Origin of the sequence: Actinomadura litoris (assembly GCF_009733595.1) — a bacterium.
Classification (GTDB): domain Bacteria; phylum Actinomycetota; class Actinomycetes; order Streptosporangiales; family Streptosporangiaceae; genus Spirillospora; species Spirillospora litoris.
In genome coordinates this window covers 851,242-877,392 of record NZ_WOFH01000001.1, presented here as the reverse complement: position 1 = coordinate 877,392, position 26,151 = coordinate 851,242, and the positions used below count along the sequence as shown (strand labels likewise).

Sequence of the window (26,151 nt, the reverse complement as noted above, 5' to 3'; positions counted from 1 at the left end):
GCGCCGCGTGCCCGACGGTCGGAGAATGTCCGGCTCCCGGACGAGCATTTCGGAAGAAATGATCTCCAGGTGCCGGACACCCCTCCAGACGAGACCCGCGCGCCCGCGCGGGCGCGCATGGAGAGGGAGATCCTTGGCAGTCAGGAAGAGCACCGCCATGATCACGCTCATCGCGGCGGCCGCGTCGTCGGCGGCGTTCGCGCTTCCGCACCGGGCGGCGGCACCGGCGGCACCGGCGGCGGCACCCGCGCCGGAACCGGCCGCGTCCGTCCGCGACCGGTACCCGCGGGGGTTGCGGAACGACGCCGTCACCGAGCCCGTGAACCGGCCCGCGACGAGGCGGCCGCTCGCGTCCCGGACCGCGAACGGGGTGAAGGTGCTCGTGGACGTCCTCGACCGGAGGGGCGAGGCCCCGGCCACATCCGACGCGAATGTCGTGGTCTTCCACCCTCTCGATGGGAGTGACGCGTTCTACGGCGATCTCGTCGACGGGCACCTCGAAGGGGAGCTCCCGGCGGGCGAGTACGCGGTGGTGGCGTACGTGGAGACGCCCGAGGCCAAGGGCCGCCCGTCCACCGCCGTGGTCTACCGTCCCCGCGTGGCGGTGAAGGGCACGACCGCGCTCGTGCTGGACGCCCGGGAGGCCCGGCCGGTCTCCGTCTCCGTGGACCGCGCGGACGCCCGCATGCTGGACGGGATGATCCGGATCGCCCAGCGGCTCGGCGGCGCCCCCACGGTCACGGTCTGGGGGATCCCGATCGAGAACGGCTACGTCACGCCGACCGCCACCGAGGCGGGCCTGCACTTCAGCGCCCAGGCGGTCATCACGAGGAACGGCGCGGAGTCCGGAAGCCCGTACGTGTACAACGTGGTGACCGAGGAGAAGGGGAGGGTGCCGGCGAAGCCCGAGTTCCGGGTGAGGACCGCGGACATGGCCGAGGTGGCGGTCCGGTACGGGACGGAGGGCCGCCCCGTCTGCGTGGGCGGGCACGCCGCCGCGGCCTGGGCCGAAGGCGGCTGGGTCGGCTTCTTCACCGGTGCGGGTGCCGGGCCCGTCACGCGGACCGAGTACTACACGCCGGGCATCGACTGGAGGGTCGACTGGATGAACACGACGCCGGACTGCGGCTTCGGGTTCGACCAGACCGAACTCTGGTACCGGACCGTGCGGTTCGCGAAGCCGGGCCCGCACAAGTGGAACCTGACCCCGGCCCCACTCGGCCCGGCCACCCCGCTGGTCATCTGGGGGAGCGGGGGCGAACCGGCGCTGGCGGTCTTCATGCATTCGACCTGGGACGGCCGCAGCATCCTGGCGCCCTACGCGGGAGCGACCGGCTCCTCCGTCCTGCGGGACGCCAAGGGACAGGTCGTCTACGAGAGCGACGAGCCCGGCACGGCCCACAAGTGGCCCGTCCCCCCGCCCGGGGACTACACGCTGACCGTCGATGAGGTGCGCGCCGCCTCCTACTCGCCGCTGGCGACCCGCCAGCACGCGGAGTGGAGGTTCTCCGTGCGGGACGGCATCGTCCACCTCCCGTCGATCCAGTACCGCACGCCCCTCGGCGACGACGCGTCCGCCGTCGCCGGGGCCGAGCAGGAGCTGGCCTTGAGGGTGGATCGCGCACCGGACGCCAGGCCGACCCTCCAGATCTCCTATGACGACGGCAGGACGTGGAAGCCGGTGGGCGTCCGGCGCAGGGGCGGGGACTGGGTCGCGACGGTGCGGAACCCCGCGTCGGGATTCGTCTCGCTGCGCGCCTCCGCGGCGGGTGCCGACCAGACCCTGGTCCGCGCGTGGGCGGTCAGGAGCCGGTCCTCCTGAGCCCGGCGACGGTGAAGGCGGCTGACGCCTGGGATGGTGCGTGCGCCCTGTTGTACGCGCGGACCCAGACCTCATGCCGTCCCGGCGCGAGCCGCGCGGACGCGGTGAGGCGTCCGGTGGACGGGTCGAACCGCGCGGGCACGTCGCGGCCGTCCACCTGGAGCGTGAGCCGCCGTGCGTCGACACCTGACAGGGCGTCGGTGACGCGGGCGCTCAGGCTCACGCGGGGGCCGGCGACGGTCGTCCCGCCCCGGGGCGAGAGATCGGTGATCGAGGGGGCCAGCGGCACCGGCGTCCCGGGCTTCGCCGCCGGGCGCTGGACCCGGCCCACCGACGGCGTGACCGGCCGCCCGTCCGTGGTGGCGTCGAAGACCAGCGGATAGTCCACCCCGCGCCGGACCGCGGCGGGCGCCGTGACGGTGTGGGGCACGCTGACCCGGCCGTGGGCGGGCACCCGCACCGTCGCCGCCGACCCGGTGGACGGGCGAACGCTCCAGCCCCCGTACGCGCGGGCGGTGACCGTCACGGTCTGGGCCGTGTCGCTGAAGTTGTACACGTCCAGGTTCATGGAGGTGGCGGGATCCAGCCGGTAGCCGTGGGGCGGCCCTTCCGTCCCGTCGCCGTTCTTGTTCGGGGCGGCGTTCCGCGGCGCGAACCGCTGGGCGAGCACGATGTGCTCGGCCCTCGACGGCTTCGCGCGGCGAACCGGTGCGGCGGCGGGCGCCGTCTTCGGGGCGGCGGCGTCCGAGGCCAGGTAGACGGGGTCGGGGGAGGCCGCCACGCGCACGGTCCCGTTCCGCGCGGGCGTGGCGACGCCCTGGCGTGCGCCCATGATGTCGAGGATCTCGACGCGGCGGCCGGGGGTCGGCACGTCCACCCGGGTGGGCTTGTCCGCCCAGACCACGGTGACCGTCTTCCCGTGCGCGGCGAACACCTGGCCGGTGACGCCGTCCGGCAGCCCTCGCGCGGGGCCGACATGGTCCGCCTCGCCCAGGATCGAGGCCATCGCCGCATGCGCGCTGTAGGCGGGCCAAGGCTGGAACGTCGGGCTCAGAAGCCCGAAGTACACGGCCTCCTCGCCGCCCCCGGCGGAGAGGTAGCCGATGGGCGTCCCGCTGAACCAGTAGGACCTTGCCACGCCCCCGGCGAAGCCCTCCACGGTCGACCGGACCAGATAACGCGCCTGGGTGACCTGGCTCTCCCGGCTCAGCCCGTCCGGCGACGACCGGATGTACGCGCCGGCCTCCGCCGCCCACAGCGGCGTCCGGGCCCCGTGGAGCCGCTTCAACTCCCGGTGCTTCCTGAGGTCCTCCGCCGGGAGCCGCGGGTTGACCGGGTCCGGGTATCCGTTCGGGTACGCCTGCCAGGCCCAGTAGTCGGCGTAGCCGGCGACCTGGTTTTGCAGCACCAGGTCCTGGAAGTAGCCGGGCACGTAGTAGGTGGGCAGCACGGTGGCCTGCCGCGGCCCGCGACGGTCGGCCGCACCGAGCGCGGCGGCCTTGACGTAGGCCGCCTGCTGGTCGCCGGTGCTCGCGGTGTCGTCCGACTCCGGCTCGTTGGACAGATGGATCGCGTCGGAGCGCGCCGCGCCCGTCTTGCCCGCGCGCTGCCGGGCGAACGCGTAGGCGTCCCGCAGGTCGGCGGGCAGCGGCGCGGACGTCGGCGGCACCGCCCAGCCGGGGGGTTCGGTGATCGTGTCCATCGACGTCAGGCCGTGGGCGTGGTACGCGCGGACCAGCGCGTCGTAGGGGGTCGAGACGTACCGGCCCCGGGACGGTTCGGCGGTCGGCCAGTCGTCGCCGTCGCGCGCGTGCCCGGCGCCCATCTCCCGCATCGCCGCCAGCACCGGGTCGAGCCGCGACGGCGGCACCACGCCCGCCGCCCACACATTCACGCCGAAGCGGTTGGCCTCCCCGGTCACCGGCCTGCGCCCGGGCAGACGCGCGAGGTGGCCCACGACCGCGCCGCCGGAGGACCCCGGCCGCGACGCGCTCACCCGGAAGTTGCCGGCCGGCAGGCCGGGGAGCGGGACGGTCGCCGACGCCGCCCCGGCGGGGATCGTCGCGGTGCCCGCACCGACGCGGCGCCCGAAGTAGTCATGGATCTCGTACCGGACGGGCCACGCGGTCGGCGTGCGGGCGTTGAGGCGCAGGAGCAGGTCCGCGCGCTCGCCGTCCCGGTAGACGCCGATGTTGCCGGGGGTGGCCGAACCCACCTCGCGCAGCGCGAGGTCCGTCCGCGCCAGCGTGAACGCGTCCAGCAGCAGCCGGTACCGGACGGCCGGGGCCGCCGCCACCGCCCCGTCCACCCTGAACGTGACCGTGTTGGCTCCGCGCTTCAGCTCCACGTCGTCCAGCCGCAGCCGGTACAGGTCGCCCCACGCGTGCGGCGAGCCGGTCCAGCGCGGCTGCGACCAGGCGGCCTGCGCGAACGGCGCCCCGTTGACCGACAGGTCGAAGTACGACCCCCACGCCTGCTGCCCCCACTGCTCGACGGGGGAGGTGGCCGCCACCTCCATCCGGTATGCACCGTCCGCCGGGGCGTTCACGCGGTAGGTGGCGTACCACCCGCCGGACGGCGGTCTCCGGGTGGTGTCCAGCTTGAGGTAGGCGCCGCCCGATGCCCGGCCGTCCTCCGCCACCGGGATGTTCGTCCTGACCGGCGACTCCCCCTGCACGGTGGTCGCCGCCGCCGCCCGTCCCCGCGTCGGCGGGGCTCCCACCAGCCCGACGACCACGACGGAGAGCACCGCGGCGGCCGCGGCGGTCGCGCGCCACAGCGTCCGCCGGGGAAGGCGGCCGTTCTTCGCAGAGTCCATGGATCGAAACGTAGGTGTCGCGGTCCCGGCACCGCTTCGGCCTGCCCGACGATCCCGTGCGGCGCGCTAGGACCGGGTTCCTAGTCCTCTGGTCGGGCGGACGAGGCGGGCGGCCGCCCGCCGCCGGCGGCCTTCGCGCCGTCGCCCGGAGTGACCAGCCCCGCCTCGTAGGCGGCGATGACCGCCTGCGCGCGGTCCCGTATCCGCAGCTTGCCGAACACGCTCGTCACGTGGTTCTTGACCGTGGACTCGGAGATGGACAGCGCCCCGGCGATGTCGGCGTTGGACGACCCCCGCGCGATGAGGACGAGGATGTCCAGCTCACGCGCGCTCAGGCCCGCGAGCGTGGGCGGTACGGCGGCGGGGCGCGGCCGGGCCGTCCGGATGAACGTGCCGATCAGGTAGGTCAGCAGGCGCGGCGCCACGGCGGCGTCCCCCCGGTGGACGATCCGGATCGCCTCGGTCAGCTCCTCCGGCGACACGTCCAGCGGCAGGAAGCCCGACGCGCCCGCGCGCAGGGCCGCGACGACGTGCTCGTCCAGGTCGAAGGTGCTCACGGCGAGCACGCGTGTGCGGGGCAGGGCGTCGATGATCCGCCGGGTCGCCTCGATGCCGTCCAGCTCCGGCATCCGGACGTCCATGAGCACCACGTTGGGTCGCAGCCGCCGGGTCAGGGCGACCGCGGCCGCCCCGTCGGCGGCCTCGCCGGCGACCTCCATGTCGGGCTGCGCGCCCACGATCATCCGGAACGCCACCCGGATCAGTGCCTGGTCGTCGGCGATCAGGACCCGGATCATCGCGGGCGGCCCGGCGAGGCGGCGCCGGCGTCGTGGTCCGCCGGCGACGGCAGCGGGATGTGCGCGGCGACGCGGAACCCGCCCTCCGGACGGGGCGCGGCCCGCATCGTCCCGCCGCACAGCGCCACCCGTTCGGCCATCCCCCGCAGGCCGTGCCCCTCCTCGGGCGGCCCGCTCCCCGGGCCGTCGTCGGTGATCTCCACGCCGACCGCGTCGGGCGCGTACCGCAGGTGGACCGTCGCGCGGGCCCCGCCCGCGTGCTTGCGGACGTTGGTGAGCGCCTCCTGCGCCACGCGGTAGACGGCGCGGTCGACCGACGACGGCAACGGGCGCGGAACACCGGACACCTCCAGCGCGGCCGGGACGCCCGTCTCCCCGGCCCGCCGGACCAGCGCCGCCACACCGCCCGCCGTCGCGGGCTCACCGCCGCCGGTGTCGGTGCCGTCCTCGGCCCTGAGCACCGCCAGCATCTCCCGCATCTCGACCATCGCCTCCCGCGCCGTCCGCTCCGCCGCCTCCAGGGCCTCCCGGGACTCCTCCGGGGCGCGGGTCATCGTGGTCCGCGCGGCGCCGACCAGCGCGTTCATGACGCCGATGTGGTGCGCCACGACGTCGTGCAGCTCGCGGGCGATCCGGCGCCGCTCGTCGTGCACGGCCGCCTCGACCGCCTGCGCGCGGTGGCGGCGCGTGAGCTCCTCCCGCGCCGCCATGAGCTGGCCCACGACGACCACCAGGAAGTTCGTGAGCAGCTCGTCGGCCAGGCCGCCGGCGCCCGTCCGGACGGTGACCGGCACCGCCAGCAGCGCGACGGCGCCGCCGCCGGCCGCCCACCCCCGGGCGACCGGCAGGTACCGGCCCGCGTTGTAGAGGGCGACGAGGGACACCGTGCTGATCGAGTCGCTCCACGACCCGGCGAGCGCGCCGCGCAGCAGGTCGAAGGCGACCACGATGACGAGCGTGGCCACGGGGTGGCGCCGCCGTGCCGTCAGCGCCGCCGCCGCCGCGGCCAGCCCGGCCGCGACGAGAAGCATCCGGCCGGAGGGGGCGTGGCCGACCGCGCGGATCAGCAGCTCGGCGAGGTCCAGGGCGAACGCCGCGGCGGCGACGATCGCGTCGGCCCTGCGGCCGCGCGGAAACCGGGACTGCCCCATCCGCACAAGCTATTACGGCTCGGCGGGCAGGGAGCCTTCCGGGCGGAGCGCGGCCAGCCGCTCCGGGGTGGTCAGGCCGGGGAGCAGGTAGCGCCACAGGTTGGTGATCTTCAGGGTGAACAGGCTGCGGCCGGTGAGGACCTGGTCCATCAGCTGGATGCCGGTGAGCGCGCCGACCACCAGGTCGGCGACGTCGTCGAGGTCCACCTCCGGACGCAGGTCGCCGTTCTCGCGGGCCGCGTCGAGCAGCCCGCGCAGCGACCGGACCCACATCAGGTACGCCGAGGGGTTGGGCATCGTGAACGAGCCCTGCTCGATCACGAGCCGGACGGCGGCGCGGAGCACCACGTTCTCCTGGAGGTCGCGCGCGACCCGGTGGGTCAGGTCGATCGTGTCCTGGAGCGGCGAGGGGCGCGGCGCCGACGGGGGCACGAAGCGTCGCTGCTCGTCCATGACGGCGAGCGCCAGCTCCGCCTTCGACTGGAAGTGGAAGTAGACGGCCCCCTTGGTCACGTTCGCCCGTTCGATGATCTCCCCTAACCTCGCGGCGGTGTATCCGCGCTCCTCGAACACCTTCGCGGCGGCGGACAGGATCACCTGGCGGGTGCGTATCGCACGCTGTTGCTGGGGCAAGGTGGTGGCCTCCTAAAAGGCCCGGGACTGACAGAGTCAGTGGACGCTTTGTCAATGCTTGAGAATAGGGGCTCGGTCAGGTGCCGGGAAGGCACCTCAGATTCGGACTGGCGCCATGGTCACCCCCCTCTGCCGCGAGGCGTCGGCCCTCCCGCCCGGCCGCGCGGCGGGTCCCGCGCCGCACCGGTGCGCCCGGCGGGCCGACCCGGTGGTCACGGTGAGTGCTCCGCACTTGTGCGCGAGGCGTTCGGAGTCGGTGGGAATGCTAACCGACTGGTCGGATTTAGTTGGTACGAATAAATGCGTGACCGAAACTATTTCGCGTTCGCATGGCGTGCTTGACCAGCGCATATATTGATCATAATACCCCGCTGTGGTGTGAGTCACATATTCGCTTCTTGAAAGAAAACCGGTCGTGTGGTCTTCTTTTGCTAATGGTTCCCATGCAAGGAGCGGTCAGTGGACGTCGCGCTTCCCGAGGCGGCTCTGTCGACGGGCCAGGTCATGACCCCGGCAGGCTTAATCGGCCTTCTTAGCTCACTCCCGACGCAGGATGTTCCGATCACGGAACTGTCGCCGTCGCATTCGCCCCGCATGCGCCGGGAGAACGCCGCGCACATTCGGGTGCTGGCCGAGACGGAGAGCGAGCTGGAACCCATTCTCGTCCACCGCCGGACGATGCGTGTGATCGACGGCGTCCACCGGCTGCGCGCGGCCGCCCGGCGCGGCCGAACGACGATGAAGGCGCGGATGTTCGAGGGCTCGGAGGAGGACGCCTTCATCCTGTCGGTGCGGCTGAACGTCGGGCACGGCCTGCCGCTCACGCTGGCCGAGCGCCGGAGCGCCGCTATCCGGATCATGACCTCGCATCCGTACTGGTCCGACCGCGCGGTGGCCGAATGGGCCGGTATCAGCTCCAAGACCGTCGGCAAGCTGCGCCGCCACGCGAGTGGGGAAATTCCGCAGTTGGACGCCCGGATCGGCCGCGACGGGCGGCTGCGCCCGGTGAGCAGCGCGGAAGGGCGCCGGACCATCGCGAACCGGTTGTCGGAGGATTCCGGCATGTCGCTCCGCGAACTCGCCGCCACCGCGGGGGTCTCGGTGAGCACCGCCCGGGACGTGCGGGAAAGGCTGAAACGGGGCGAGAACCCCGTGCCCGAAGGGCGCGGCGGATGCGTCCCGCCGCCCGGTGACACCGGCGCGGACGAGGCGCCGGCTCCCGAGCGCGAGGCGCCGGCCCTCCAGGACGGGGCGCCGGCCCCCGCGACCGCGGAGGCGACCGGGTTCGCCGAGTCCACCGAGTCCGCCGAGTCCCTTCCGGAGGACACCGAGGCGGTGCTGCGGAAGCTGACGCGGGACCCGGCGTTCCGCGGCACCGAGTCCGGGCGGCAGCTGCTCCGGATGCTGATCGCGACGGAGGTCGAGCTCGAACGGTGGCGGACGATCATCAACAACATCCCTCCGCACAGTGCGCCCTTGGTACGTGCCATCGCGGCGAAGCGCGTGACGGAGTGGAAGCGCCTGGCAGAACTGAGCAAGTCACTGAGCCGCCCCCTTTCCCCCAGGCGGAACACGCGCCCGGCGCGCCGCTGACAACCCGGCACGACCCGCCAATGGCCGCGGACGGCACCACGCCGTCCGCGGTCCTCTGTCGTGAGGGGCACGACCATTCTCTGAGCCGAGCCCCGGTGTACCCAGGGTCACCGGCGCGCAGATCACAGCCTGGCAAAGGTCGCCGATCTCAAACCCTTGCGAGCAGCGCGGTGGCCAGAATTGTTCGCCCGATGTCCATGTGCGACCTCCCGCCAATCATCCGCCCTTGTGACGATGGTCGGGAAAGGAGCGGGGCAGCCCAGCGGAGATCGAGGTGATCCCGACCGGACGGCCGGCCCGCGTCCCCGCCCACATCGCTTAGGGGATCCAATGGTGAAGGCCAAACGCGTCGATGTCGTCGTGGTCGGCGGCGGAATCGCGGGCTCGGCCCTGGCGGCGGTGCTCGCCAGGGACGGGCACGGGGTTCTCCTGCTGGAGCGGCAGGTGGTCTACCGCGACAAGGTCCGCGGCGAGGTGATCAACTGCTGGGGCGTCCTGGAGCTGATCCGCCTCGGGCTCGAACAGGCGGTCCTCGACGCGGGCGGCACCTACGTGAACCGCTTCGTGGGGTTCGACGAGGTCGTGGACCCGGACGTCGCGCTGGGGAACGCGCTCAAGCTGGACGAGATGCTCCCCGGCATCCGCGGCGTCCTCGACGTCGGCCACCCCGAGGCGTGCGAGGCCCTCGCGACGGCGGCCGAGGCCGCGGGCGCGACCGTCGTGCGCGGCGTCGGGGACGTGCGGGTGACCGGCGGGGCGGCCCCGAGCGTCCGGTACGAGCACGGCGGCGCCGAGTACGAGGCGCCCTGCCGGCTGGTCGTCGGCGCCGACGGGCGGACCTCCACCGTGCGGCGGCAGCTCGGCGTCCCGCTGACCCAGACGCCGCCGAACTCGCTCGGCGGCGGGCTCCTGGTCGAGGACCTGGACGCCTGGCCGGTGCACATCACCTCGATCGGGACGGAAGGGGACCTGCTCTACTTCGTCTTCCCCCGGTCGGGTGGCAAGGCCCGCCTGTACCTGCTGCACGACGTCGCCCAGAAGGGCCGCTTCGCGGGCCCGGACCGGCGCGAGGCGTTCCTGAAGGCGTTCCAGTTCCGCTGCATCCCCGGAAGCGAGATGTTCGGCGCGGCCCGCGCGTCCCAGTCGTGCGCGTTCTATCCGATGAACGACTCGTGGACGGAGGTCCCCTACGTCCCGGGCGCCGTGCTGATCGGCGACGCGGCGGGCTGGACCGACCCGATCATCGGCCAGGGGCTCTCGGTCGCGCTGCGCGACGCCCGGGTCGTCTGGGACGTCCTCCGCACGGAGCGCGACTGGACGCCGCGCGCGTTCGCCCCCTACGGCCGCGAGCGCGAGGTGCGGATGCGCAGGCTCCGGGCGTCCGGCCGGGTCCGCACGACGATCAACATGACGTTCACCCCGGAGGGCGCGGCCCGCCGCCTCGCCTACGCGAAGTCCTGGCCCACCGACCCGGTGCTCGCCGGGTCCCGCCTCGCGACCTTCAAGGGGCCCTTCGAGGTGCCGCCCGAGTCGTTCGAGGACGACGTGCTCGAACGCATCTTCGCCCTCCGCTGATACCGCCCGCCTCCGAGCGGCGTCCGACCGCGACCAGAAGGAGAACCCGCATGTACGTGCGCACCGAGACCGGGGATCGGCAGATCCGCAAGAACGGCTGCGACATCCGCCAGCTGTATCCGTGGGAGGGGGTGGTCGTCCCGCCGTGGAACAGCACGCTGTGCTCGATCCGGCCGCTGGAGTCCAGCACCGAGCACCGGCACGCCACCGACGAGACGTTCATCTTCACGAGCGGGTCGGGCACGGTGCGGATCGGCGCGGAGAGCCGTCCGGTCGAGCCGGGCGACGTCATCTACGTCCCGAACGGCAACGACCACGTCGTCACCAACGGGAGCGACACCGAGGCGCTGACGTTCGTCAGCATCTACTGGCTCCAGCCGGAGCCCGGCTCGGAGGGCGCGGACCATGGCTGAGCCGAGGGGCGCCTCCGACGGCGGGCCGCGCCGGGTCGACGTCACGTTCTCCCCGCCGACCCCGAACGGGGACCTGCATCTCGGGCACCTGTCCGGGCCGGTCCTGGCGAGCGACGTCTGCGCCCGGTCCCAGAAGATCCTCGGGAACGACGTGGCCTTCGCGTCCAGCACGGACGACAACCAGACCTACGTGGTCACGACGGCGCGGCGGCTCGGGACGACCCCCGAGGCGCTCATCCGGCAGGCGCTCGCCGGCGTGCGCGGGACGCTCGGCGCCGCCGCCGTCGACGTGGACCTCTTCGAGCGGCCGGACGAACGGTACGAGACCTTCGTCCGCACCTTCTTCACGACGCTCTGGGAGGCGGGCGCGTTCGACCGGCGCGAGGTCGAACTGCCCTACGACGCGGAGAGCGGCGAGTACCGGGCCGAGGCGTTCGTCACCGGCCGGTGCCCCTCCTGCCTGGCCCACGCCAGGGCGGGCGTCTGCGAGGCGTGCGGGCTCTACAACCTTCCCGGCGCGCTGCTGCCGGTGGAGGACGGCGGCCCGGCCCCGCCACGCGAGCGGGTGCCGATCTGGGTGCTCGACCTGGAGCGGTACCGCTCGATGATCACCGGCTTCTACGCGTCGCCGGAGGGCGCCGCCCAGCGCCCCGACCTGCGGGGCGTGGTGGCCGAGACCCTCGCCGGACGGCTCCCCGCCATCCCGGTCACCTATCCGGGCGACTGGGGGATCTCCGTCGACTGGGACGGCCCGGACGCGCCCCCGCAGACCGTGAACGCCTGGCCCGAGATCTACGTCGGCCACCTCTACTGGCTCCGGCGGGCCCGCGAGACCCGGGACGCGATCGCCGGACGGGAGTCCCGCGCGGGCGCCTGCGACGAACTGGTCCAGTTCATCGGGATCGACAACGGCTTCTACAACGCGTTCGTCTACCTCGCGCTGTCGCTGCTCGCCGTCGAGCACGGCCTGCCGGTCGAGCGGCCCGCGACCCGCACGATCACCAATCAGTACTTCCTGCTCGAAGGCCGGAAGTTCTCGACCAGCAAAGGCGACGTCGTCTGGGCGGGCGACTACCTGGCGGGCGCCGGGCGCGACCGCGCCCGCTTCGTCCTGGCGCTGACCAGCCCGGAGCTCCAGCAGTCGGAGTTCACCGAGCAGGTGGCGGCCGCGACGCTCAAGACCCGCTTCGACGAGCCGCTCGCCGTGATCGACGCCGCGCTGAACGAGCGGCTGGCCGGGCGCAGGATCGACGCGCCGCCCTCGCCCTGGTGGCGCAGCGCGCTGGAGGCGTCCGTCCGGCGGTTCGAGAGCGCCTACGCGCTCGACACGTTCAGCATCCGCCGCGCCGCCGAGGCGCTCGCGCTGCACCTGGAGGTGCTGGCGCTGCGCGGCGCGCGGCTGCGGACCGACGACCCGAGCGAGGTGTCCGGCGCGCTGATGTTCCTCTGGGCGCTCCGCGTGCTCGCCTGGCCGGTGACGCCTGACCTGGCCGCCGGGGTCGCGACCGCCTTCGAGACCAGCACCGCCGATTCGCCCGGCGACCCGCTCGCCGGGGCGCCGCCGCCGGAGCCGCCCCCGCTGCTGGAGGACGTCGCCGAGCCCCCCTCCGGACGCTTCCGGGGCATCTCCCTCGCCCGCCGCTGACCACACCGCCCATCCGCACGAAGAAACCGATCCGAGGAGAGAACATGCTGCGCAACTTCATGCACTCGAAGATCCACCGTGCGACCGTGACCGACAGCGACCTGAACTACGTCGGCTCCCTCACGGTCTCCCCGGAACTGCTGGAGATCGCCGACATCGGCGTGCACGAGCTGGTCCACGTGGTGAACATCAACAACGGCGCCCGGTTCGAGACCTACACGATCCTGGGCGAGCCCGGCGCCAACGAGGTCGTGGTGAACGGCGCCGCCGCGCGCCTCGTCCAGCGCGGCGACAAGGTCATCATCATCAGCTACGCCCAGTACGACGAGGCCGAGGTCGAGGAGCACCAGCCGAGGGTCGTCCTCGTCGACGACGAGAACCGGGTGGTCGAGACGGTCGGCGCGGGCACCGCCCCGGCCGAGCCGGTGGCGGCCGGCGCGAGCGCGCGGCCCCCGAAGGCGCTGTGGGACTGATCCGCGGGGCCGACCCGCGGGCCGAGCCGTCCCCGAACCGCCCGTCCCGCCGCCGCGGCGGGCACGACGAGCCGAAGGTGTGTGAACGATGACGGATGACCACGTCCACTCGGCGGTGGGCGCCGGCTTCGGGCCGGCGAACCTGTCGCTCGCGGTGGCGCTGGAGGAGTTCGGATACCCGGGGACGGTCCGCTTCGTGGAGCGGGCCCGCGGGTTCCAGTGGCAGGACGAGCAGCTCCTCTCCGGAACCGACATCCAGAACAACCCGTTCCGGGACCTCGCCATGCCGCGCCGGCCCGACAGCCGCCACTCGTTCGTCAACTATCTGGCGTGCCGCGGGAAGCTGACCGACTACCTGCACCTCAACCTCAAGTTCCCGCTGCGGCGGGAGTACGCGGGCTACCTGGCGTGGGTCGCCGAGTCGTTCCGCGGGTCGGTCGACTACGGGGAGCCCGCGGTGCGGCTGTCGCTCGCCCGGTCGGGCGACGGCGAGGTGTTCCGCGTGGAGACGGGGAGCGGCCGGTGCCTGCTGGGCGAGACCTTCGTCCTCGGCACCGGCCGGTCCCCGCGCGTCCCCGCCGAGTTCCAGGACGCCCTGGGGCCGACGGTCTTCCACTCCACCCGCTACCTCACGTCCGTGAAGGGCCTGGCGGCGCGGGCGCGCGGGACGGGCGGGCTGCGCGTCGTCGTGGTCGGGGCCAGCCAGAGCGCGATCGAGATCGTGCTCGACCTGCTGGGCCGTCCCGACGTCGCGCAGGTCACCTCCATCCACCGGGGCATCGGGTTCCGGTTGAAGGACACCAGCCCCTACAGCAGGCGCGTCTTCCTTCCGGAGTTCGTCGACTACTTTCATCCGCTCCCCGCCGAGACCAAGCGGCGGATCCGGGCCGAGCTGCGGACGGTCAACTACGCGGCCTGCGACCAGGACGTGATCGACCGGCTCGCCGCCGCCCAGTACGAGAACGAGCTGACCGGGGCCGACCGGCTCCGGCTGATGCCGTTCTCGGAGGTCGCGCGGGTCCGCCCGCGGCTGCGCGGCGGCCACCGGCTCCTCGTGCGGGACGTCAACCACCGGACCGAGAGCACGTGCGACGCCGACGCCGTCATCCTGGCGACGGGGTTCCGCGACTTCGGGGCCGGGCCCGGCGACGAGCGCTACCACCCGCTCCTGGAAGGGGTGGCGGACCGCCTGCCGCTGGACGACCAGGGCGTCCCGGTCGTCGCGCGCGACTACTCGGTCGAGCTCGCCGGGCGGGGCCGCGGCCGCCGCCCGCTCCGCCTCTTCCTCAACGGGCTGTGCGAGGCGAGCCACGGCATGGGCGACGCGGGGGCGCTGGCCGTGCTGTCGGCACGGGCGGCCGACATCGCCGGGTCGCTCATGCGGTACCCCTCGGGCATGAGCGCCGGTGCGGGCGGCCGGCGTTCGGTGCGCGACGCCCGTATACCCGAGCACATGGTCGCCGAGGTCTTCCGATGAGCGGCCCCGGCGCCGCCGCCTCGGCGGACGTCGCGGTCGTCGGCGGCGGGATCATCGGCCTCGCCGCCGCCGAGCGCCTCGTCGCGGCGGGCCTGTCGGTCGTCCTGATCGACGCCGCCGGGATCGCGGACGGCCCGAGCGGGGTCTCGGGCGGGCTCGTCCGGGCCTTCGACCCGGGCGGCGGCGACCGGGCGCGGGCCGCCGCCCAGGGCCTGGCCGCCTACCTGCGGCGCGGGCGGCACGGCCGCTGGCCGGCCGTCCGGCGGCACGGCGGGCTGACGCTGGTCCCGGCGGGCGCGGGCGGCGCGCTCGCCGGGGTGCGGGCCGGGGTGCTGGCCGGGGTGGAGGCCGCCCGCGACGCCGGGCACAGCGCGTGGGTCCACGACGCGGCGGAGATCCGCGAGCGGTTCCCGAGCCTGTCGGTGTCGCCGGACCTCGCCGGGGTCTACGAGCCGAGCGCGGGCTGGCTGCCGGCGCGGGCCGTCGCACGCGCGATGCTCCGCGACGCGGCGGACGGCCTGACCGTCCTGGAGCGGGTGCGGGCGACGGAGGTGGACATCCGCGGATCCCGCGTCCGCGGCGTCCGGACGACGGCGGGCCCGGTGGCGGCCCCGGCCGTGCTGATCGCCGCCGGGGTCGCGAGCGCGGACCTGGCGCTGACGGCCGGGGTGCGGCTGCCGCTGCGCAGCCGCTCGATCGGCTACTGCGTCTTCGAACCGCGCGAGGCCCCCGGCGACCTGCCCGCCGTCGTGGACACCACCACCGGCGCGTGGCTGCGTCGGTGGAGCGATGAGGCAACCGGCCGGGGCGGCGTGCTCGCGGGCGTGGTCTCGCATGTGACCGGGGTGCCGGTGACCGTGACGCGGGGAACGCCGCCCGCCGAGCAGGAGCGCGTCCGGGCGGTCGTCGCGCGGCGGTGCCCGGCGCTCGCGGACGCCGGGGTCTGCGGCGGGGTCATGGCCCACGACGCGCTCGCGCCCGGCGGCGAGGGGGCCGTGACCGCCTGGCCGGAGCCCGCGGGCCTGGTCACCGCCACCGGATGGAACGGCGGGGCCTTCAAGACGGCCCCGGTGATCGGGGAACGCGCGGCGGCCCGGATCCGGGAGGTGATCGCCTGATGCCCGGCGCCCCGACCTACCGGCTGAACCCGACCGACGAGATGCTGTTCCAGGCGGGCGAGAGGCTGGGCTCGTCCAGGATCGTCCAGGTGCTCTGGAGGTTCCCCGCCGAGGTGAGCGGCTCCGCGCTGCGCGCCGAATGGGACCGCCTCGACCTGGGCCTGCTGAGCCGGAAGGCGGTTCCGGCCCGCGTCCCCGGGGCGCGCCGCAGGTGGGTGCACGCGCACAACGCCGAGGAGCCGGTGACGCATCCGCGACCGCTGGCGGACGCCGACGTCATGGACTGGATCGACGCCCAGGCCCGGGTGCCGTTGCCCGCCGGCTCCGACGCGCTGTGGCGGCTCGCCGCGGCGCCGTACCGCGGCGGCGGCCTGGTGTCGCTGACCGTGCCGCATTTCCGTTCGGACGGGCTGGGCATCTTCAACGCGCTGGCCGCCCCGCCCCCGGGCCCGGCTCCTCGGAGTTCGCCGGCGGCGCGCCTCGGCGGCGGCGACGTCGGCGACGTGCTGGGGCTGGCGGTCCGGGCAGCGGTGGAGTCCACGCGATGGAGCGCCGGGTTGCTGGCGGACGGTTCCGCGCGCGCCCGCGTGATGAGCGCTCTGCGCGGCGGCTCCCCGGCGCCGCCGTGCCCCGCCGGCGGCGCGGAGCCGCGCTACTTCGCGACCACGATCCTCGCGATGGACGCGGGGGAGTGGCAGGAACGCGCCCACGCCCACGGCGGCACGGTGAACAGCCTGTTCGTGGAGATCGCCGCCAACCTCGTCCGCGCCCGGGTCCCGCTCCGGGGCCGCTCGTCCATCGACATCGGGATCCCGATGAGCCTGCGCGGCCCGGACGGCGACGGCCGCGCGAACGCCCTGGTCGTGGTCCCGCTGAGCGTCCCGGCCGGTGAGCCGGGGCACGGGGACCTGACGCGGACGCGGCGCGACACCAGGACCCTGCTCCAGGGCTCGGGGGAGCGCAGCGCGACCCTCGTCCCCGAACCGCTGTGGCACCTGCTGCCCGGCCGGTACGCCGACCGGCTCAAGGCCCCGGGCGCGCAGCAGACCGACGCGGTCGCCTCCAACTTCGGCCGCGCGCCCGAGGGCGTCGCGCGCTTCGCGGGGCAGCGGGCGGACGGCGTCGCGCTGCGCACCGTGAACGTCCCGGGGATCGTCCCCGGGAAGGCCAGGCTGCGCGCCTCGCTGTGCCTGCTCGACACGGGCGGGCAGATGATCATGACCGCGACCGGGATGCCCGACCGGTTCGGCGACGCCGCGTCCCTGCACCGCCTCGTCACGGACGAGTGCGCGAGGTGGGGGCTGCGGGCGGAGCCATGGCTCGGCGGCGTGCCGACCGGCGGCCGGGCGCCCCGCGAGAAGGAGGACCGGAGATGACGCTCCCCGAACGCTGGTTCCGCACCCGCCCCGACTCCTCCGTCCTGGACAGGCCCAGGCTGCTCGCCCGATCGCTGATCGACGCGGCCGCGCTCGACGACCGGATCGGCCGCTACGAGCGCCTTCTCGGCGCGCGGGCCGACCTGCGCATGCCCATCCCCGACTTCGGCGGGCTGGAGCTCGCGGCGGTGGGCGGCCTCCTGCTCATCGCCAGCGAGCGGCCGTTCACCCCGATGCAGCGGCGGACGGCGTACTCGCTGATCGTGCCCTCGCTCGCGGGCGCGCTCCGGCTCGTCCGGGCGAACGGCGGGATCGTCCTGGAACCGCGGGAGGCGATCGTTCCCGGGGCGCGGGCGCGCGTCCGGTTCGCCGACGGGGCGATCGCGGAGCTGGTCGAGCACCGGCCGAGGCCGGGGGAGCGCCCCCGGCCGCCCGGCGGGCCCGCACCGCGCCCGACCGGCGTGCGGCTGATGGCGCGGCTGGTCACGCCGAGCGCCGCGTTCGAGCGGTCCGTCGCGCTCTACGAGGCGATGCTCGGGACTCCGGCGGAGGCGCGCACGCGGCACCCGTCGCCGATCGCGTCGGACCTGGCCGTCGTGGGGGAGCTGCTGATCATCGGCTCGGACGGGCTGGCGGCGGAAGGCGCCCCGGCCGCGGCGTTCGCCCTGCTGGCCGAACCGGGGGCCGCGGCGTTCGACCCCGGCGAGCACGGCCGGGCCGAGCGGCGGCTGGAGACCGGGGCACTGGCCGAGATCTGGACCGACCCGGCGCGGGGGAGCCGGCGTCCCGTGTCACCTCACCCGAATCTCCGGGCGACCTGAGGGCCGGTGCGGAACGTGCGCCGATAGGTGTCGGGCGGCACGCCGACAGCGCGGTTGAAATTGCGTCGCAGGGTGGCCGCCGTGCCCATTCCCGTCCGGTCCGCGATCTGCTCGACGCACTCGTCGGTCGTTTCGAGGAGTTCCCTGGCCCGGCGTATCCGCCGGGCCAGCAGCCATTGCAGCGGCGTCATTCCGGTGATCGCGTTGAATTTCCGGGTCAGGTGGCGGGTGCTCATGTTCGCCTGGCGGGCCAGGTCCCCGACGGTGAGCGGCCGGTGCAGGTGCGCGGCCACCCACGGCTCAAGGGCGGACAGGACGGGATCCTCCCCGCCGGCCGCCTGGATCGGCCGCGCCCGCCCGCCGTCCGGGCGCGGCGGCAGGACGAGCTGCCCGGCCACGTCGTTCGCCGCCGTCGCCCCGTGGTCGAGCCGCACCAGGTGCAGGCACAGGTCGAACCCCGCCGACTTGCCCGCCGAGGTGAGGACGCGGCCCTCGTCGACGTACAGCGCGTCCGGGTCGACGCGCGCCCGCGGACACCGCGCCGCCAGCGCCGCCGTGTGCATCCAGTGGGTGGTCGCGCGCCGCCCGTCCAGCAGCCCGGCCGCGGCGAGGACGAACGCGCCGGTGCAGATGGAGGCGACGCGCGACCCCCGCTCGTACGCCGCGCGCACGGCCGCCACGAGGTCGGCCGGCGGGCTCTCGCGGAGCCGGTGGGACGCCGGGACGATCACGGTGTCGGCGCTCACGAGCCCGTCGAGCGAGGCGGGGGAGGCGGGGTGGAACCAGTCGCCGACCCGGGCGCCCGCGGGGCCGCAGACGGTGAAGTCGTACCAGGGATCGGCGAGGTCGGACCGGTCGACGCCGAATATCTCGCACGGCGCGGCGACGTCGACCAGCGAAATACGATCGGTGATCGCCAGGGCGACAGTTGGCATATTCAAAGCTTATACATGCCCTCTTGATTTGTGTACCTGCGCCCAATCTTTTGGGCCCCGGTGATTGGGCCTGAACAAAAGCGCACGTTTTTCGGGGGCCGGTCGGCGGCCATTGTCGGGAACACGCGGGACGCCCTCCCGGCGCCACGGGGGGTGGGACGCGCGGGAGGGCGTGCTCGGAGCGGCGCGGGCGGTCAGGTGGCGGCGGGCCAGTCGACCAGCAGGCGCCGGGGACCCCGGAAGGAGATGTTGGCCGGGAAGGTGTACTCCTGCTCCTCCACCAGCGTCATCCCCGGTGCGCGCTCGGCCAGCAGTTCCAGCACGATGCGCGCCTCCATGCGGGCGAGCGCGGCGCCCAGGCAGAAATGGATCCCCTTGCCGAACGCGAGGTGGGACCGGGAGTCGTCGCGGTGGATGTCGAAGCTCTCCGGAGCGTGGAACACCTCCGGGTCGCGGTTCGCAGCCCCGAGCAGCAGCATGATCTTCCCGCCCTCGGGGATGTCCACGCCGCCCAGCGTGACCGGGCGCGTGGTGATCCGCCGCCACGCGATGATGCTGCTGTCATACCGCAGCCCCTCCTCGATGGCGTCGGTGACCAGTTCCCGGTCGGCGCAGACGTCCTCCCACTGGGAGCGGTGGGTGAGCAGCCTGCGGATGATGTTGCTGGTGTAGTTGGTGGTGGTCTCGTGCCCGGCGAAGCTCAGCCCGTAGGCGACGTTGACGATCTCCTCCAGCGACACGGCCTCCGGGTCGTCCCGGTGGATCCGGACCAGGTCGCTCGTGAAGTCGTCGCGCGGGTTCTTCGCGCGGTCCGCGACGAACTCCTCGCAGTAGCGCCAGTAGCGCACCATGTTGCCCGCGATGTCCTTCTGCTCCTCGGGGCTCGGCCGCCCCCAGCTGAACAGCATGCGGTTGCCGCACCACCGCTTCAGCATGTCCATGTCCGCGTCGGGGAACCCGATGAAGGTGAAGATCATGTATGCGGGAAGCGGGTAGGTCACCGCCGAGACGAGGTCCACCCGGCCCGGCTCGATCGCGTCGACCAGCTCGGTGGCCTTCGCCCACACCTTGGGCTCCAGCACGGCGGTGCGCCGGGCCGAGAAGCCCTTCATGTTGTGCTTGCGGATGCGCGTGTGCCGGGGCGGATCGCAGTCCGACATCACCGGCGTGGCGTGGAAGCCGCCCCGCACGATCTCCCGCGCCTCGTCGGTCAGCGGAAAGACCGGCCGCTGCCCGATCGACGCGGAGTAGGACCCGGGGTCCTTGAACACGGACTCGATATCGCCGTAGCGGGTCACCACCCACATGTCGACCTCCGGTGAATAGAACACCGGGACCTCGGCCCGTACGGCGGACATGGTCGGATACGGATCGGCCAGATAGGTCTCCTCCAGCGGATCGAAGTTCTGATGTACGGGACACGAGGCAGTTTCGGCGCTCGTCATGAAGAACCCTCCTCGGCTCGATGGGGCCAGTATGTTTCAGCCGTCGGGAGCCGAAAAGCGCATAATGGTTCCATTGAACCCCGGTAATGCGAATACCCGCCCCCGCGGGGGCCGGAGGCCGTGATGACAGAACGGATCAGCCTGCGCCGGCTCGACTATTTCGTGACCGCCGCCGAGTCCGGCACGATGACGGCGGCGGCCGGCCGGCTGCACGTCTCGCAGTCGGCGGTCTCGATGGGGATATCGGAGCTGGAACGGCAGCTCGGGGTCGCGCTCGTGCTCCGCCGCAAGGCCAAGGGGCTGACGCTGACCGAGGCCGGGCGGCTGCTGCTGCCCGAGGCCCGCGCGCTGCTGGCCTGCTCCGACGAGCTGCGGGCGGGCATGGCCGCGGTGGGCCGCACCCTCGCCGGACGGCTCAAGGTCGGCTGCTTCACCACGATCGCGCCGTTCCTGGTGCCGCGCCTGCTGGAGGACTTCCGCGCCGTCCACCCGGACGTGACGGTCGACCTGGCCGAGGGGTCGCTCGACGAGCTCCAGGAGCTCCTGCTCGACGGGCGCTGCGAACTGGCGGTGCTGTATGAGACGAGCATCCGGCAGGACATCGAGTACGACGTCCTGTACGAGGCCAGCCCGCATGTGCTGCTGCCGCCCGCGCACCCGCTGGCCCGCCGGGACACGGTCGCGCTGGCCGACCTCGCCGGCCACGACATGGTCATGCTGGACGTGCCGCCGAGCATGGACTACTTCACCGGGCTGCTCGCCGGGGCGGGGGTGGACCCGGCGATCCGGCACCGCACGGCGAGCTTCGAGATGGTGCGCAGCCTGGTCGCCCGCGGCGCCGGGTACTCGCTGCTGATCCAGCGGCCGAGGGTGGGCGTCAGCTACGAGGGGCTGCCGGTGGAGGTCCGGCCGATCGGCGACCCCGTCGTGCCGATGCGCGTCGTGCTGGCGCGCGCCGCCGGGGCGCGGCTGACCCGGCGGGCGGCGGCGTTCGCGCACTTCTGCCGCACGGACCCGCCGCGCGAGGAAGCGAACGCCGCGAGCGAGTAGGGACGCGGCGCCGCGCGAGCCATACGCGCCGCGAACAACTGAGGAAAATCCCCACTCGCCCTTCAGGGCCGAAATCTCCCGCGGCCTTCGCCCATCGACCGGAGAGGCTCTCCGGAAGCCGGGAACAGTGCCTGACCAACCATGCTCTGAAACGTTTTTCGCATTGGATCGGGCGCGATGTTGGTGTCGCGAACCTGCCAGACATGCCTTCGCGGCGGCTGCTCTACTGATGCGTACGGCCAGTGACGAGACAACGACAGAAATGGATGCCATGTCCACAGCCACCACGACAGTCGGCGGCCCCGCCGTATCGACTCGATCGCCGTTGCTAGGCTGGCTAGCCGTCGTCACGGTGATGATGGGAATCTTCTCGATCGTCACCACCGAGATCCTTCCGATCGGTCTGCTGACCTCGATCGGATCCAGTTTCACGATCTCGGACGGAACGGCCGGTCTGATGATGACCATGCCGGGATATCTCGCCGCCGTATCGGCGCCGACGCTCACGGTCGCGACCGCGAGACTCGACCGGCGCGTGATGCTGTGCGCCTTCATGGTGCTGCTCGCCGCCGCGAACTTCCTCGCCGCCGCCGCGCCCGCCTTCTGGGTGATGCTGATCTCCCGGGTGATGGTCGGGATCACCATCGGGGGCTTCTGGTCGATCGCGGCCGGGCTCGCCGAGCGGCTGGTGCCGCCCGAGTCGGTCACCCGGGCGACCGCGGTGATCTTCTCCTCCGTCCCGCTCGGATCGGTGCTCGGCGTGCCCGCCGGCACCTTCATCGGCGACCTCGCCGGATGGCGCGTGAGCTTCGTGGTCATGGGCGCGCTGACCTCGGCCGTGCTCGCCGCGACGGTCGCGTTCGTCCCGAGGCTCCCGGCCGAGCAGGTCACCCGCCTGAGCGTCCTGCGCGGCATGTTCCGCAGCACCAACACGAGGGTCGGGCTCCTCCTGACGTTCCTGGTGGTGATGGCGCACTTCGGGACCTACACCTACGTCACGCCCTTCCTGGAGCAGGTCACGCACGTCGGTTCCAGCATGATCACGGTGTTCCTGCTGACGTACGGGGTGGCCGGCATCGCCGGCAACTTCGCGGGCGGCTCGATCGTCGGCCGCTATCCGCGCGCCACGTTCGGCGCCGCCACCGCGATGATCGCCTGCGCGACCCTGCTGCTGCCCGTCCTCGGCGGATGGGACGCCGGTGCCCTGGTCCTGCTCGTCATCTGGGGAATCGGCTACGGAACGATCCCGGTCTGCTCGCAGACCTGGTTCCTCAAATCCGCGCCGCACGCGCCTGAGGCGGCGTCCGTGCTCTTCACGGCCTCGTTCCAGGCGACGCTCTCCACGGGTGCGCTGGTCGGCGGCATAACCGTGGACCACACCTCTCCCTCGACCGTCATGGTGCTCGGCGGAATGGCCGCCGTCCTTATGGTCGTCACGGTGTGGATGCACTTCGCGAAACGTGTCCCATGGCCGGAGAACGCGTGAGCACACGGATGCCGGAGCGGGCACCGATGGGTTAGCTTGGTGCCCGTCTCCGAAGGGGCCCGGCGCCATGGGGCCATTCGTTCCAACGAACATCATCCGAAATCATCGGCACTTTCGTGTGCCCGATTCATCCGCCGCATGACCTGCTGGAACAGAAGAGGAGATCGCGCATGTGTGGCATCGTGGGCTGGGCCGGATTCGACCGGGATCTCACGCTGGAGCGTGCGACCCTGCAACTCATGACCAGGACCATGGACTGCCGTGGCCCCGACGACGAAGGGATATGGGTCGACCGGCACGGCGGGGTCGGGCACCGCCGCCTGTCGGTCATCGACCTGGAGGGCGGCCGGCAGCCGATGGTCGCCGAGCAGGACGGCCGGGAACTGGCCGTGCTGACCTTCAGCGGCGAGGTCTACAACTACCGGGAGCTGCGCTCGGAACTCGCCTCGCGCGGGCACGCCTTCCACACGAAAAGCGACACCGAAGTGGTGCTCCGGGCCTATCTCGAATGGGGTGAGGGCCTCGTCGAGAAACTGAACGGCATGTACGCGTTCGGGATCTGGGACCTCCGCAGCGAGGAGCTGCTGCTCGTCCGCGACCGGATGGGCGTCAAGCCGCTCTACTACTTCCAGACGGGCGACGGCGTCATCTTCGCGTCCGAGCCGAAGGGCATCATCGCCAACCCGCTCGTGCCCCGCCGGATCGACACCGATGGCCTGCGCGAGCTGCTCGACATGGTCAAGACCCCCGAGCACGCCATCTTCACCGGAATGCACGAGGTCCGCCCCGGCCACTTCGTCAAGGTTCGCCGCGAGGGGCTCACCAAGCACCGGTACTGGGCCCTGGAGGCCCGCGAGCACACCGACGACCTCGACAAGACGGTCCGGACCGTCCGGGATCTGCTGGAGGACATCGTCACCCGGCAGCTCATCTCCGACGTGCCGCTGTGCAGCCTGCTCTCGGGCGGCCTGGACTCCTCGGCCGTCACCGCGCTCGCCGCGAAGGCCCTGGCCGCCGAGGGGGCCGGACCGGTCCGCTCGTTCTCGGTCGACTTCGTCGGCGCCGCGGAGAGCTTCGTCCCGGACCCGCTGCGGAGCACGCCCGACGCGCCGTTCGTGCGCGACCTGGCCGAGCACGTCGCGGCCGACCACTCCGAGATCCTTCTCGACAGCGACGACCTGAGCCGCCCGAGCGTGCGCGCGGCCGTCCTCGCCGCCACCGACCTGCCGCCCGTCTGGTACGGGGACCTGTGGCCCTCGCTGCTGCTGCTCTTCCGCGCCGTCCGCGAGCGCTCGACCGTGGCGCTGTCCGGCGAGTCCGCCGACGAGCTGTTCGGCGGCTACAGCTGGTTCCACGACCCGGAGGTGCTGACGGCCGAGACCTTCCCCTGGCTCACCTCCACCCCAGGCCCGTTCTACGACGGGACGCCGCTGTTCGACGGCGGCCTCCTGAACACCCTCGACATCCCCGGCTACCGGCGCGCCGCGTACTTCGACGCGCTCGCCGAGGTGCCGGTCCTGCCGGGCGAGACGGGCCTGGAGCGGCGGATGCGGGAGATCGGCTACCTCAACCTCACCCGCTTCCTCAACACCCTGCTCGACCGCAAGGACCGCATGAGCATGGCGACGGGCCTGGAGGTGCGGGTGCCGTTCTGCGACCACAGGCTCGTGGACTACGTCTTCAACGCGCCGTGGGCGATGAAGACCTTCGACGGCCGGGAGAAGAGCCTGCTCCGCGCCGCCACCAGGGACGTCCTGCCGAACTCGATCGTCGAGCGCGTGAAGGCCCCCTACCCCAGCACGCAGGACTCCGGCTACGAGAAGAACCTGCGCGACAAGCTCGCGGAGGTCGTCGCCGCCGACGGCCCGGTGATGGCCCTGCTCGACGCCGACCGCGTCCGGCGGCGGCTGGAGGGGCCCATCACCCAGAACAGCACGCAGATCACCCGCATCGACCTGGAGGTGCCGCTGTCGCTCAACGCCTGGCTCGACACCTACGGCGTCACCGTGGACACCTGAGCACGGGCACCTGAGCACGGGCACCTGAGCGCGACGAGGGCCCGGCGGATCACCGATCCGCCGGGCCCTCGCTCGTCGTCACCCGACCGGGGTCTCGACACCGAACCGGGAGGCGAACGCCCGGCGCCCCTCCGCGGTCACCGCCAGCACCCGGCGCGGCCCGCCGGGCACCAGCCAGCCGAGGTTCACGAACCGGGCCAGCAGCAGCCGCCCCACGCTCCCGGCCACATGGTGCCGCTGCTCCGACCAGTCGACACAGCACCGGACCGCCCGGTCGACCGGCGGCCTGACGCCGAGCCCCCGGAACAGCGCGGCACCCGACGCGGTCAGCGCGTACCCGATCGGGTCGAGCGCGCCCGCGACCGTCCTGGCGGCGCCGAGCCGCTCCAGATCGACCGTCCCGTCGTGCCCGGCCAGGTGACCCGCCTCGATGAGGGAGCCGGTCAGCGCGCAGCCGAGCCGTCCCGCCAGATGGCCGTAGCAGCTCCGCGCCTGCCGGAACGCGTAGGCCCGCGTCCCGACCCGCAGGGACGCGGGCGGCGGCGTCCCCGCCCGCCGTCCGGTGAGCGCCGCCGCGCCCGGCCCGGACAGCCGGTAGTAGCGGTAGTCGCCGTGCCGCACCTCGGTCACCAGGCCCGCGTCGCCCAGCTCACGCAACCGGCCCCGCACGGCGGCGACCGGGATCCCGCTGTCCGCGGAGATCGCGCTGACCGGCAGCACCCGGCCGCCCTCCAGCGCGCACAGCACCCGCACCGCCGCCGGATCCTCCGGCGGCGCCTTCCGATCCGTGGTCACCATGAGAGACAGAGCCCTTCCGGCTCCACGGCGGCCGCGCTCCCCGCCAGCGTCCCGTACTCGTGGTCGAGCAGGAAGCGCTTGCGGTCGAGGCCGCCGCCGTAGCCGATGAGGCCGCCGGACGAGCCGACGACGCGATGGCAGGGGACGATCACACCGATCGGGTTGCGTCCGTTGGCCAGGCCGACGGCCCGCGAGGCGGTGGGGCTTCCGATCAGCGCGGCGAGCCGTCCGTAGGTGACGGTCCCGCCGTAGGGGATCCGCCGCAGCGCGGCCCAGACCCGCCGCTGGAACGGCGTCCCGTGCAGCAGCAGCGGCAGGTCGAAGCTCGTCAGCCGCCCCTTGAAGTAGGCGGCGAGCTGCTCGGCCGCGGCGCCGAACGGCGCGGTCCCGGGATCGGCCGCCGGCCGTCCGAACACCTCCTCCGCCGGCCGGTACGCCTGGTGCTCCATATAGAGCCCGGAGAGGGCGCCGCCGGTCGCGACGAGCGTGAGCGGACCGACGGGGCTGTCCAGCACCAGATGGGAACGATGCGCGAGCGCGGTGGGCATCGAGCGTCCTTCCAGGAGTAGTCAGGGCCTACGACTAGCCCTACACCGCCGCGTTACCCGTCCTCCGGCAAGAAAACGACCTCAACGCCCGGACTCGGCGGCCGCGGCCGTCAGACCGGCTGGTCTGACGGCCGCGGCCGGGGAGGTGCGGGGCACGGC

The 26,151-nt window shown here is 73.3% G+C and carries 21 protein-coding genes; 13 read left to right on the top strand and 8 right to left on the bottom strand.

From position 1 onward, the window contains the following. Window positions 1-133 precede the first annotated feature (133 nt). A complete protein-coding gene (locus tag GNZ18_RS03830; RefSeq protein ID WP_156214619.1) occupies window positions 134-1,822 on the top strand; it encodes a hypothetical protein in 1,689 nt (562 codons plus the stop codon). On the opposite strand, the gene GNZ18_RS03825 is transcribed toward GNZ18_RS03830, so the two are convergent. The 4 genes from GNZ18_RS03825 to GNZ18_RS03810 all read right to left on the bottom strand — a co-directional run bounded on the left by GNZ18_RS03825 (window position 1,803) and on the right by GNZ18_RS03810 (window position 7,221). Further along, entirely contained in the window at window positions 1,803-4,640 is a 2,838-nt protein-coding gene (locus GNZ18_RS03825; RefSeq protein ID WP_156214618.1) for a carbohydrate-binding protein, read from the bottom strand. The genes GNZ18_RS03830 and GNZ18_RS03825 overlap by 20 nt on opposite strands. Window positions 4,641-4,720: 80 nt before the next feature. Beyond that, window positions 4,721-5,437, bottom strand: coding sequence for a response regulator (locus GNZ18_RS03820; RefSeq protein WP_156214617.1), 717 nt, complete (start codon window positions 5,435-5,437; stop codon window positions 4,721-4,723). Further along, window positions 5,434-6,588, bottom strand: a complete 1,155-nt coding sequence (locus GNZ18_RS03815; protein WP_156214616.1) for a sensor histidine kinase — start codon at window positions 6,586-6,588, stop codon at window positions 5,434-5,436. Before GNZ18_RS03815 ends, GNZ18_RS03820 begins: the two co-directional genes overlap by 4 nt. 12 nt (window positions 6,589-6,600) lie before the next feature. After that, window positions 6,601-7,221 carry a ScbR family autoregulator-binding transcription factor gene (locus tag GNZ18_RS03810; RefSeq protein ID WP_156214615.1) on the bottom strand — a complete coding sequence of 207 codons (621 nt, stop codon included), beginning with the start codon at window positions 7,219-7,221 and terminating at the stop codon, window positions 6,601-6,603. A gap of 459 nt (window positions 7,222-7,680) precedes the next feature. On the opposite strand from GNZ18_RS03810, the gene GNZ18_RS03805 reads away from it, so the two are divergent. The 9 genes from GNZ18_RS03805 to GNZ18_RS03765 all read left to right on the top strand — a co-directional run bounded on the left by GNZ18_RS03805 (window position 7,681) and on the right by GNZ18_RS03765 (window position 17,712). Further along, window positions 7,681-8,814 (top strand): ParB/RepB/Spo0J family partition protein, encoded by a 1,134-nt coding sequence (locus tag GNZ18_RS03805; RefSeq protein ID WP_312874281.1) that lies wholly within the window; start codon window positions 7,681-7,683, stop codon window positions 8,812-8,814. A gap of 333 nt (window positions 8,815-9,147) precedes the next feature. Beyond that, complete coding sequence (locus GNZ18_RS03800; RefSeq protein WP_216651147.1) at window positions 9,148-10,389, top strand: FAD-dependent oxidoreductase; 1,242 nt, start codon at window positions 9,148-9,150, stop codon at window positions 10,387-10,389. A 50-nt stretch (window positions 10,390-10,439) separates the two neighbouring features. Further along, window positions 10,440-10,802: a cupin domain-containing protein gene (locus tag GNZ18_RS03795; RefSeq protein ID WP_156214613.1), complete on the top strand. Its 363-nt coding sequence runs from the start codon at window positions 10,440-10,442 to the stop codon at window positions 10,800-10,802. Then, window positions 10,795-12,447 (top strand): class I tRNA ligase family protein, encoded by a 1,653-nt coding sequence (locus GNZ18_RS03790; RefSeq protein ID WP_156214612.1) that lies wholly within the window; start codon window positions 10,795-10,797, stop codon window positions 12,445-12,447. The genes GNZ18_RS03795 and GNZ18_RS03790 overlap by 8 nt, the downstream gene beginning before the upstream one ends. A gap of 44 nt (window positions 12,448-12,491) precedes the next feature. Continuing rightward, window positions 12,492-12,920 (top strand): aspartate 1-decarboxylase, encoded by a 429-nt coding sequence (panD, locus tag GNZ18_RS03785; protein ID WP_156214611.1) that lies wholly within the window; start codon window positions 12,492-12,494, stop codon window positions 12,918-12,920. A gap of 88 nt (window positions 12,921-13,008) precedes the next feature. Next, a complete protein-coding gene (locus GNZ18_RS03780; RefSeq protein ID WP_156214610.1) occupies window positions 13,009-14,397 on the top strand; it encodes a SidA/IucD/PvdA family monooxygenase in 1,389 nt (462 codons plus the stop codon). Continuing rightward, a complete protein-coding gene (locus GNZ18_RS03775) occupies window positions 14,394-15,515 on the top strand; it encodes an NAD(P)/FAD-dependent oxidoreductase (RefSeq protein WP_156214609.1) in 1,122 nt (373 codons plus the stop codon). Before GNZ18_RS03780 ends, GNZ18_RS03775 begins: the two co-directional genes overlap by 4 nt. Then, a complete protein-coding gene (locus GNZ18_RS03770; RefSeq protein WP_156214608.1) occupies window positions 15,515-16,891 on the top strand; it encodes a hypothetical protein in 1,377 nt (458 codons plus the stop codon). Before GNZ18_RS03775 ends, GNZ18_RS03770 begins: the two co-directional genes overlap by 1 nt. Next, on the top strand, window positions 16,888-17,712 hold the full coding sequence (locus tag GNZ18_RS03765; protein WP_156214607.1) for a lactoylglutathione lyase: 825 nt from the start codon (window positions 16,888-16,890) through the stop codon (window positions 17,710-17,712). Before GNZ18_RS03770 ends, GNZ18_RS03765 begins: the two co-directional genes overlap by 4 nt. Here the strand turns inward: GNZ18_RS03765 and GNZ18_RS03760 are convergent. After that, window positions 17,688-18,647, bottom strand: a complete 960-nt coding sequence (locus GNZ18_RS03760) for a GlxA family transcriptional regulator (protein WP_156214606.1) — start codon at window positions 18,645-18,647, stop codon at window positions 17,688-17,690. The two genes, GNZ18_RS03765 and GNZ18_RS03760, sit on opposite strands and share 25 nt — an antisense overlap. A 194-nt stretch (window positions 18,648-18,841) precedes the next feature. Further along, window positions 18,842-20,092: a cytochrome P450 gene (locus GNZ18_RS03755; protein ID WP_156214605.1), complete on the bottom strand. Its 1,251-nt coding sequence runs from the start codon at window positions 20,090-20,092 to the stop codon at window positions 18,842-18,844. A gap of 123 nt (window positions 20,093-20,215) precedes the next feature. Here GNZ18_RS03755 and GNZ18_RS03750 point away from each other — a divergent pair, with 123 nt between their 5' ends. From GNZ18_RS03750 to asnB, 3 genes are all read left to right on the top strand, one after another. After that, window positions 20,216-21,142 carry a LysR family transcriptional regulator gene (locus tag GNZ18_RS03750; RefSeq protein ID WP_156214604.1) on the top strand — a complete coding sequence of 309 codons (927 nt, stop codon included), beginning with the start codon at window positions 20,216-20,218 and terminating at the stop codon, window positions 21,140-21,142. A 355-nt stretch (window positions 21,143-21,497) separates the two neighbouring features. Then, window positions 21,498-22,628: an MFS transporter gene (locus GNZ18_RS03745; RefSeq protein WP_246249343.1), complete on the top strand. Its 1,131-nt coding sequence runs from the start codon at window positions 21,498-21,500 to the stop codon at window positions 22,626-22,628. Between the two features lie 170 nt (window positions 22,629-22,798). Further along, window positions 22,799-24,646, top strand: a complete 1,848-nt coding sequence (gene asnB / locus GNZ18_RS03740) for an asparagine synthase (glutamine-hydrolyzing) (protein ID WP_156214602.1) — start codon at window positions 22,799-22,801, stop codon at window positions 24,644-24,646. A 78-nt stretch (window positions 24,647-24,724) separates the two neighbouring features. Here asnB and GNZ18_RS03735 read toward each other — a convergent pair whose 3' ends face one another. Both GNZ18_RS03735 and GNZ18_RS03730 read right to left on the bottom strand, forming a co-directional pair. Beyond that, entirely contained in the window at window positions 24,725-25,444 is a 720-nt protein-coding gene (locus tag GNZ18_RS03735; RefSeq protein ID WP_156214601.1) for a helix-turn-helix domain-containing protein, read from the bottom strand. Further along, a complete protein-coding gene (locus tag GNZ18_RS03730) occupies window positions 25,438-25,992 on the bottom strand; it encodes a methylated-DNA--[protein]-cysteine S-methyltransferase (protein WP_156214600.1) in 555 nt (184 codons plus the stop codon). Before GNZ18_RS03730 ends, GNZ18_RS03735 begins: the two co-directional genes overlap by 7 nt. Window positions 25,993-26,151: the final 159 nt, after the last annotated feature.